The 9689-nt window shown below is 42.8% G+C and carries 2 protein-coding genes; both read right to left on the minus strand.

Going from position 1 to position 9689, the window contains the following annotated elements; genetic code table 11:
- Positions 1-6 precede the first annotated feature (6 nt).
- Complete coding sequence (locus DUT68_RS10310; protein WP_113638100.1) at positions 7-5412, minus strand: beta strand repeat-containing protein; 5406 nt, start codon at positions 5410-5412, stop codon at positions 7-9.
- A 21-nt stretch (positions 5413-5433) separates the two neighbouring features.
- A partial coding sequence (locus DUT68_RS10315; RefSeq protein ID WP_370738871.1) for a beta strand repeat-containing protein occupies positions 5434-9689 on the minus strand: 4256 nt, incomplete at its 5' end.

The following is a 9689-nucleotide window of genomic DNA, read 5'->3' on the forward strand; positions in this document are numbered from 1 at the left end:
AAAAACTTATAATGTTCTTGCAATTTGCCACCATTTTGTACCATCACTTTGGATCCAAATTGTACCATTAGTATTTACATTAGTATAAGCATTTGCTGGAGCTGTGTCTGGCGCAATAGAGCGGGAGAAAGTAATGCTCTTTGTAGGGCCAACTAAATCTGTCCTACGGATAATTAATTCTCGGCCGGCGCAAGTTGTAGGATCTGGCAGTGTTATGGTTAATGTACTGGCCACGGCACCACACTCCACTAGCAAAGTACGATCAGTTGAAACAACAGTATAATCAGCTATCACACTTTTAATAGCGGCATAGCTGCCTTCTCTCACTTTCAATACGCCATCACTACCCGCAACAACCTGAATATCAGTTGTTGAAACTGATTTTTGCAAACCTTCAAAACGAACTGGATCAGCAGTGGCTGTTACATGCAGGGCGTTGCTTGGTGCATTTTGATTGATACCCAACTTACCTGCCGGACTAGCAGCCGAACCGTTCATGTCAGTACCAAAAAGGGAGTTCATGATGTTCAGTTGGTTACTGCCAGTAGCACTTACTGCAGTTGCTTGTTTACCCAAACTAATGTTATTAGTACCTGAAGTAAGGTTTTCCAAGGCACGGTCACCCAAAGCAATATTGGAGTCGCCAGAAGTTAAATTAGACAAGGCCCCGTTACCCAAAGCCGTGTTACCGCTTCCCGTTGTATTTTTTAGTAAAGCATCATTACCTACTGCAACGTTTGTAGAGCCTGTATTATTTTTTCTTAATGACGATTGACCGATTGCCGTATTAAAGCTACCTGTTGTATTATCATTTAATGCATTAGCTCCAATTGCAGAGTTACCTGTACCGATAGTATTATGAGTTAAAGTACTGAAACCTAAAGCACTGTTGAAATTTGCCGTAGTATTACTTGCCAAAGCATTAGTTCCCATAGCCACATTGCTTGCTCCGGTAGTATTTACTGTTAAGGCAGCAAAACCATTAGCTACGTTATCGCTACCTGTAGTATTTGCTCTTAAGGCTTTAGAACCCAAAGCAATGTTACTAGAACCAGTAGTGTTAGCCGCTAAAGTTCCACTACCCACGGCTAAATTATCTGCACCGGTACCCAATGAAGTACCATTGTCGCCTACACCGGCATCCTGGGTAAGGTGGTTATTGCTACCTATGGCACGCAAATCATTCGTAAAGGTGGTTGCAGCTACTTTTTTAATTACGCCATTGGCATCAGCTACAATGATATCGTTGGTTGAAGCTCCTGTTTGCAAACCATCCAAACGCAATGGATCAGCAGTGGCTGTTACATGCAGGGCGTTGCTTGGTGCATTTTGGTTGATACCCAACTTACCTGCCGGACTAGCAGCCGAACCGTTCATGCCGGTACCAAAAAGGGAGTTCATGATGTTCAGTTGGTTACTGCCGGTAGTGCTTACTGCTGTTGCTTGTTTACCCAAACTAATGTTGTTATCACCTGAAGTGAGGTTTTCCAAGGCACGATCACCCAAAGCAATATTGGAATCGCCAGCGGTTAAATTAGACAAGGCCCCGTTACCCAAAGCCGTGTTACCGCTTCCCGTTGTATTTTTTAGTAAAGCATCAGTACCTACTGCAACGTTTGTAGAACCTGTAGTGACTCTCCTCAATGACGACTGGCCGATTGCCGTATTAAAGCTACCTGTTGTATTATCGCCTAATGCATTAACTCCAAATGCAGAGTTACCTGTACCAGTAGTATTTTTAGCTAAAGTATTGAAACCTACCGCACTGTTGAAATTTGCCGTAGTATTACTTGCCAAAGCATTAGTTCCCATAGCCACGTTGCTTGCTCCGGTAGTATTTACTGCTAAGGCTTTAGAACCCAAAGCAATGTTGCTAAAACCAGTAGTGTTAGCCGCTAAAGTATTGCTACCCACGGCTAAATTATCTGCACCGGTACCCAATGAAGTACCATTGCCGCCTACACCTGCATCCTGGGTAAGGTGGTTATTGCTACCTATGGCACGTAAATCAGTAAATGTAGTTGAAGTCACTTTTTTAAGTACGCCATTGGCATCAGCTACAATGATATCGTTGGTTGAAGCTCCTGTTTGCAAACCATCCAAACGCAATGGATCAGCAGTGGCTGTTACATGCAGGGCGTTGCTTGGTGCATTTTGGTTGATACCCAACTTACCTGCCGGACTAGCAGCCGAACCGTTCATGCCGGTACCAAAAAGGGAGTTCATGATGTTCAGTTGGTTACTGCCGGTAGTGCTTACTGCTGTTGCTTGTTTACCCAAACTAATGTTGTTATCACCTGAAGTGAGGTTTTCCAAGGCACGGTCACCCAAAGCAATATTGGAATCGCCAGAAGTTAAATTAGACAAGGCCCCGTTACCCAAAGCCGTGTTACCGCTTCCCGTTGTATTTTTTAGTAAAGCATCAGTACCTACTGCAACGTTTGTAGAACCTGTAGTGACTCTCCTCAATGACGACTGGCCGATTGAGGTATTAAAGCTACCTGTTGTATTATCGCCTAATGCATTAACTCCAAATGCAGAGTTACCTGTACCAGTAGTATTTTTAGCTAAAGTATTGAAACCTACAGCACTGTTGAAATTTGCCGTAGTATTATTTGCCAAAGCATTAGTTCCTATGGCCACGTTGCTTGCTCCGGTAGTATTTAATACTAAGGCAGCAAAACCATTAGCTACGTTATCGCTACCCGTAGTATTTGCTCTTAAGGCTTTAGAACCCAAAGCAATGTTGCTAAAACCGGTGGTGTTAGCCGCTAACGTTCCACTACCCACGGCTAAATTATCTGCGCCGGTACCCAATGAAGTACCATTGCCGCCTACACCGGCATCCTGGGTAAGGTGGTTATTGCTACCTATGGCACGCAAATCATTCGTAAAGGTGGTTGCAGCTACTTTTTTAATTACGCCATTGGCATCAGCTACAATGATATCGTTGGTTGAACTTCCTGTTTGTAAACCCTCCAAACGTAAAGGATCAGCAGTGGCCGTTACATGCAGGGCGTTGCTTGGTGCATTTTGGTTGATACCCACCATACCTGCCGGACTAGCAGCCGAACCGTTCATGCCGGTACCAAAAATGGAGTTCATGATGTTCAATTGGTTACTGCCAGTAGCGCTCACCGCATCTGTTCGATAACCCAAACTAACGTTGTTGTTACCTGAAGTTAGGTTTGTTAAAGCACGAGAACCTAAGCCAACATTAGATTCACCTGTGATATGATGAATTAAAGTGCTATCCCCAACCGCAATATTGCGATCACCGCTAGTGTGTTTAAGTAAGGAACTAACACCAAAGCCTATGTTATTATTCCCTAAGGCATTAGCAGTTAAAGACATGGCACCAATAGCGATATTGTAGGCCCCATCAACGTTACTGGAAAGTGTACCTGCACCTATGGCGATGTTTTCAGAACCAGAATCGTTGGACATCAGTGCAGCAAGACCCAATGCAACATTTTGGCCTCCTCTCGCATTAGAAAATAAACTGAGTTGACCAATAGCGATATTATCATTTCCTATGCTGCCTACCGAAGTACCGTTACCACCATTACCAGCATCTTGACTAATGTGATTATTAACGCCTACCATACGTAAATCTGAAGTAAAAGCAACAGCTGGTACTTTCTTGATTACGCCATTGGCATCAGCTACTACTACATCATCATTAGAAGCTGAACCAGTGGTTAAGCCTTCCAAACGTAAAGGATCAGCAGTGGCTGTTACGTGTAAGGTATTGGTTGGCGATGGTTGGTTGATACCAATTAAACCAGCCGGAGCTGCCAAAGTACCGTTCATGCCTGTACCAAATAACGTATTTTTAATGTTCATTTGGTTATCATCGGCAGGCCTTGCCACATCTGCACGGTTACCCACCGTAAAGTTATTGGAGCCCGTCACTTTAAAACCGCTATTGTGCCCCAAGGCAATGTTGTAAGAACCGCCCACATTAAAGTATAAGGCGCTTACACCTAGCGCAATGTTTTCAGCACCATCATCATTCAACCTTAATGCGTTTGTACCTAACGCAATATTATCTTCACCTGTTAGATTAGAAGGCAAGGCTTCTTTACCAATGGCAATATTACGATTACCGCTATCGTTTCTATTTAGAGCACTACTACCAGCTGCAAAATTGTCTTGCCCAGTGGTATTAAAGCGCAAGGCGTAATAACCTAATCCAATATTTCTTGAACCTGTATAATTAGAGCCTAACGCTTCCGCGCCTAAAGCAATGTTATAGTCACCGAAATTTCCAGTACCGCCGGCACCTGTACCTACACCGCCTAAAGTATTGACGCCAATAGCTACGTTGCTAATTCCGCCCATTACAGTGCCGCTAGTGCCTAAACCGGCATCTTGCGTAATGTGGTTATTTGTACCTACTAAACGTAAATCTGCTACAAAGCTAGATGGACTAATTGTACGTACTACGCCACTACCATCAGCAACCAATATTTGATCGCTGGTTGAGCCTCCCTGTAAACCTTCCAAACGTAAAGGATCAGCGGTGGCCGTAACATGTAAGGTATTGGTTGGTGCTGTTTGGTTAATACCCACCATACCTGCTGGAGCACCTACTGCACCATTCATACCAACACCAAAAATGGAGTTCATGATATTTAATTGGTAGCTGCCATTTGGATCAACTACTAAAGTCTTGAAGCCCAGCGATGTGTTGTTTTGACCATTAATCAAATTCTCTGCCGCTCTAAATCCCAAAGCGACGTTTCTATGCCCGTCTTGCAACAATTCCATGGTGTTACCACCAAGGCCAAGATTCTCACCACCTGTTACTAAACCATTTAATGCTTTGTAACCAATTCCGATGTTCGGAATCTCGTCTGTGTAATTAGACAAGGTATATTGTCCTAAAGCAATATTAGCCTCCCCCATGGTACTGCTTTTCAAGGCATCAAGCCCCAAAGCAATATTATTGCCACCAACGGTATTACTTGAAAGCGCATTTTTTCCAATAGCGACATTATTTGCACCAGTACCTACAGAAGTACCATTGCTACCCACACCTGCATCTTGCGAAATGTGGTTATTAACGCCAATAAAGCGTAAATCACCAATATCGGCAGGGAGAGAGGTCATTAACCGCACCCATTTGGTAGTGGTGCTATCCCAATAATAAAAGCCGGGTGTTACATCATTTGGTGCAGCACCTGCGGTTGCTGTATTAAAAACTAAAAGGCTATTTGCCGCCGATGGCACCGTAGTAACATCAGCTAAGCCTGTTAAAGCTACACGAGGCAGTAAAGCACCTTTATTGGTTGCTTTCATATCAATCACCGATGATTTATCAGGGGTACTGGTACCAAAACCTTGTTGTGCTTTTGCAAATTGTAGGCTAAAAATGCCCACTACGCTTAAAAATATTATCTTTTTCATAGTTTCCTGTTAAATAGATGCTTAGTTACGACTAATGATAAACCATGCTGTACCGTTGTATTGTAATACCCAACCTTGGTAAGCCAAACTTCCGGTAATACTTGGGCTACCATCAATTGTAGCTCCTGCACCGTCAACAATTACATCATTTGATGTAGTATCTATTTTTTTGATATAGTATTTTTTACCAGTTACCACAGTAGTAGGTAGGGTAATCGTTACGTTACCACTTGAAGCATCAACCAAAATGGTTTCATCTGTGCCTAACGCCGTATAGTTAGCCGTTTTCGTACTGATAGCGAATGTGGTATTAGATACGGTTTTCAATACACCGTTAGCATCAGCTACTACAATGGCATCAGTTGCTAAGCCAGCTTGCAAACCTTCCAAACGTAAAGGGTCAGCAGTGGCCGTTACATGTAAAGTATTGGTTGGTGCTGTTTGGTTAATACCCAACTTACCTGCTGGACTAGCAGCCGAACCGTTCATATCAGTACCAAAAAGGGAGTTCATGATATTCAATTGGTTACTGCCAGTAGCACTCACCACATCCGTTTGTTTACCCAAACTAATGTTATTGTTACCTGAAGTAAGATTTTGCGCAGCACGATCACCTATAGCAATGTTAAAGTCACCTGAAGTAAAATTAGACAAGCTTGAATTACCCAAAGCCAAATTACCGTTTCCAGCGGTATTGCTAAACAAGGTACTTTCCCCAATACCGATATTATTTGCGCCTGAACCTACGGAAGTACCGTTAGCACTATTTCCCGCATCTTGGGTAATATGATTACCTATGCCCACTAAGCGTAAATCACCTGTAAAACTTGCAGCAGATACTTTCTTGATTACGCCATTGGCATCAGTTACTATAATGTCGTTAGTTGCTAAACCTGCTTGCAAACCTTCTAAACGTAAAGGATCAGCAGTGGCCGTTACATGTAAAGTATTGGTTGGTGATGGTTGGTTGATACCTATAGAACCTTTAGGAGATGTTACAGTACCGTTTAACCCTGAGCCAAATATCGCATTCATGATGCTCATTTGATGGGTAGCTGTTGCAGAAGGCACGTTAGCATTATCACCTAAAATTAAGTTGTTACTACCAGTGGTTAAATTATTACCTGCGTAAGCACCAACAACTATGTTTCTGTTTCCATTACCAGAGCCTCCCTGTAGGGCGCCGTAACCAAGTACTACGTTATAGTTTCCTGTAATAATACCCTGCCCAGCCTGACCAATGCCTATGTTACCAAAACCGGTAGTATTATTAGTTAACGCACCTCCAATAGCAACGTTTTCTGAGCCCGTAGTATTTTCATGTAGGGCAAATGGTCCTATTGCAGTATTTAGAGATCCTACAGTGTTTTTACTCATTACTTCGCCACCAATAGCGATGTTCTCACTACCAATAGTGATGGATGAGAAGTTATTTATACCAATTCCAATATTGTTTGCACCGGTACCAGCATCTGTTCCATTACTTCCCACACCCGCATCTTGCGAAATATGGTTATTTGTGCCTACTACACGTACATCGGCAGTTAATGCGCTTGCACTTACTTTTTTAAGCACGCCATTTGCATCGGCAACTATAAAATCATTAGTTGCTAAGCCTGTTTGCAAACCTTCCAAACGTAGTGGATCAGCAGTTGCAGTTACATGTAAGGTATTGGTTGGTGCTGTTTGGTTGATACCAATTCTTGCTAATGTGCCTGGAAGCAACCCCATATCTTTACCAAATATGCTATTCATAATGTTCAATTGATTGCTTCCGTTGGGATCAATTGAATTCGTATTAAAACCTACTATTACGTTATTACTGCCTCTAGTCAGGGTATTTCCAGAGTTGTTACCTAACGCTATATTGTTACTACCCTCTAATAAAAAACCAAAGCTATGATTACCCAAAGCAAGGTTGCCATTACCGTTATATAAATTGAATAAACTGCTTGCACCAAGAGCAACATTACTTCCACCATCGGTGTTGAAGAACAACGCTTCCGCTCCAAAAGCGAGGTTGGCTATACCAGTGGTATTGCTTAATAAGGCATTTTTTCCAATAGCTAGGTTATTTGCACCTGTACCTACCGAGCTACCGTTACCACCTACACCCGCATCTTGGGTAATGTGGTTATCCATACCCACTACACGTAGGTCGGCAGTTAATGCGCTTGCACTTACCTTTTTAAGTACCCCATTTGCATCGGCAACTATAAAATCATTAGTTGCTAAACCTGTTTGCAAACCTTCCAAACGTAGTGGATCAGCAGTTGCAGTTACGTGTAAGCTATTGCTAGGTGCTGTATTACCAATACCAATGCGGTTATTGGCTAAATCAGCATGTAATGATACGCCTGAGGTAGATACATTCTTAATTTGAAAAATAGAATTACCTGAAGCAAGGGAAGCCCATGCACCAGAATCGTTACCAATCCATACCTCACCCATGTTTGATGTAGTTACACCTCCAGTGATGAAGTGTGCTATATCATTTTCACCGGCTACAGTTTGCACATCTAATCTTGCAGCTGGAACGGTAGTGCCAATACCTACTTTACCATTGCTCAAAATACGCATACGTTCAGCATTGTTGGTACGCAATGCCAATGGCTGTGCATCAGTAGTACCTATGAAGTTAGTAGTAGGGTTAGTGCCAGCATTGCCGCTAAGCAACCAATTGCTTGCTGCACTAAGGGTTGCAGGTGTAATGGTTTTCAACACTCCATTAGCGTCAACTACTACTAGGTTATTGGTAGCTGCTCCTGTTTGTAGGCCCTCAATAGCTAAAGTATTTGTAGCGTCTGTAGTAATTTTAGTAACGTTTGTTAGGGCGCCACCTAATTGAATATTACTACCTGTATTAGTTAAGCCATTATCTGCGGTTGTTAGAGTTGGGGCTGTACCAATCATTAACTGGCCACTAGCATCTGCCACTACCGGTCGGTTACCGGTTGTTGCAGTGGCTGTACTATTTAGGTCTGTTACTTTCAATGTATTATTGATTGTTAGTACTTTAGTTGAGAAGTCGCCCTTAATCAATGGTTTATCGGAAAAAACATTATGTATATAGAGCTGGTTAGATTCACCAATGTATGACTGGTTACTTCCAGTCCGATTACCAATATAAACATTCCCGCTGCCGCTTGATAGAGTTTCACCTGCATTCGCACCTAAAAATGTATTCTCGTTTCCATTTTGTAAGCCATAGCCCGCTCCGCTACCAAAAGCTGCATTACTATCACCTGTTGTGTTATTATATAAGCCTTGTCCCCCGAACGCTACGTTAGCTGAGCCCGTTGTTAGGTTCTGCTGTGCCCCCGTTCCCATTGCAGTGTTAAAATTTCCAGTAGTTAGCTCACTTAATGCCTTAATACCAATACCATTGTTTTCACTACCTAAAGTGATATTTTTTAAAGTACTATATCCAATTCCTATATTTGCGCTGGAATTAAACAGGGGGCTTGAGAAAACATCCAACCCTATACCTATATTTGCATATCCCGTTCCAGCCAAGCTAGTCCCGAAATTTAAGCCTGCATCTTTTGTAATATGATTACTGTTTCCAACCAGTCTTAGATCTACTTCAAATGTAGATTGATCCAATGACCTCAATACACCGTTAGCATCAGCTACCACAATTTTATCAGTGTTAGCACCTGTTTGTAGGCCATCAATGGCTAAAGTATTTGTAGCGTCTGTAGTAATTTTAGTAACGTTTGTTAGGGCGCCACCTAATTGAACAACTCCAATAGCTGTTTTAGTTAAGCCATTATCAGCTGTTATTTTATTAGATACAATATAAGGATCAATTACCGTACCTGTACCAGAAATTGCAATATCTGTACCTGCTTGGGTAACGCCGCCCTGCCCATCTGCACCTTTTATGCTTACGCCTGCAGGCCATACGCCGCCAGCTTTAGGGCCGTAGATTGTATTTGTTGTAGGATCGATATAGAAATCACCGTCCTTACCGGTAGCACCAGATGGCGCACCTGCTCCGTTCAAGATAGTTTTGCCATCAGCACCGGCGGCTCCCGTTGCACCTGTAATAGCTGCTAGGTAATCGGTGATTGTTTTACCAGCGTTGCCAGGGAGTGCCTGCCAAACTTCAAACGCAGATTTACCGTCTGCACCTGTAGCACCTGTTGCGCCAGTAGGACCAGTGATAGCTGCTAGGTAATCCGTAATTGTTTTACCAGCGTTGCCAGGAAGTGCCTGCCAAACCTCAAATGCAGATTTACCATCGGCACCTGTAGCACCTGTTGCGCCAGTAG

Source organism: Pedobacter zeaxanthinifaciens (genome assembly GCF_003313335.1).
Classification (GTDB): Bacteria; Bacteroidota; Bacteroidia; order Sphingobacteriales; family Sphingobacteriaceae; genus Pedobacter; species Pedobacter zeaxanthinifaciens.